Below are 541 nucleotides of genomic sequence, written 5' to 3' on the forward strand. Positions count from 1 at the left end.
GCGCGAGACAGTTCGGCAGGATGGTGATGAACATCAACCGCAGCATGCCCGCGCCGGCAACGCGCGAGCCGACGACATAGTCCTTGCCGCGTTCGGTCAACACCGCCGCGCGCGTCAGCCGAACGAAATGCGGCTGGTTGACGAGCGAGATCGCGATCATGGCGTTGGTCAGGCCGGTGCCGAGGATGGCAACGAGCACCAGTGCCAGCAGCAGGGATGGAAAAGCAAGGATAACATCCATGACGCGCATGATGGCCGTATCGATACGGCCGCCAAAATAGCCGGAGATCAGGCCGACAAGGACACCGACAAGCACCGAAAACGTCACGACGACGAGACCGATGAACAGCGAGAAGCGCGCACCGTAAATCAGCCGTGACAAGATATCCCGTCCAACGGCATCGGTGCCGAGCAGGAAAGTGTCACGGCCGCCGTCCATCCAGACCGGCGGCAACAGGAGCAATCCCTGGTTCTGATCCTGCGGCGCGTGCGGCGCCAATAGCGGCGCGCAGATCGCCATCAGCAGGATCAACACGAAGAC

The 541-nt window shown here is 61.9% G+C and carries 1 protein-coding gene; it reads right to left on the minus strand.

Annotated features, from left to right (window positions below):
* A partial coding sequence (locus tag AC1D0P_RS27870) for an ABC transporter permease subunit (RefSeq protein WP_477679692.1) occupies positions 1 to 541 on the minus strand: 541 nt, incomplete at both ends.

The sequence above is a fragment of the Polaromonas sp. P1_G2 genome, from assembly GCF_056405515.1.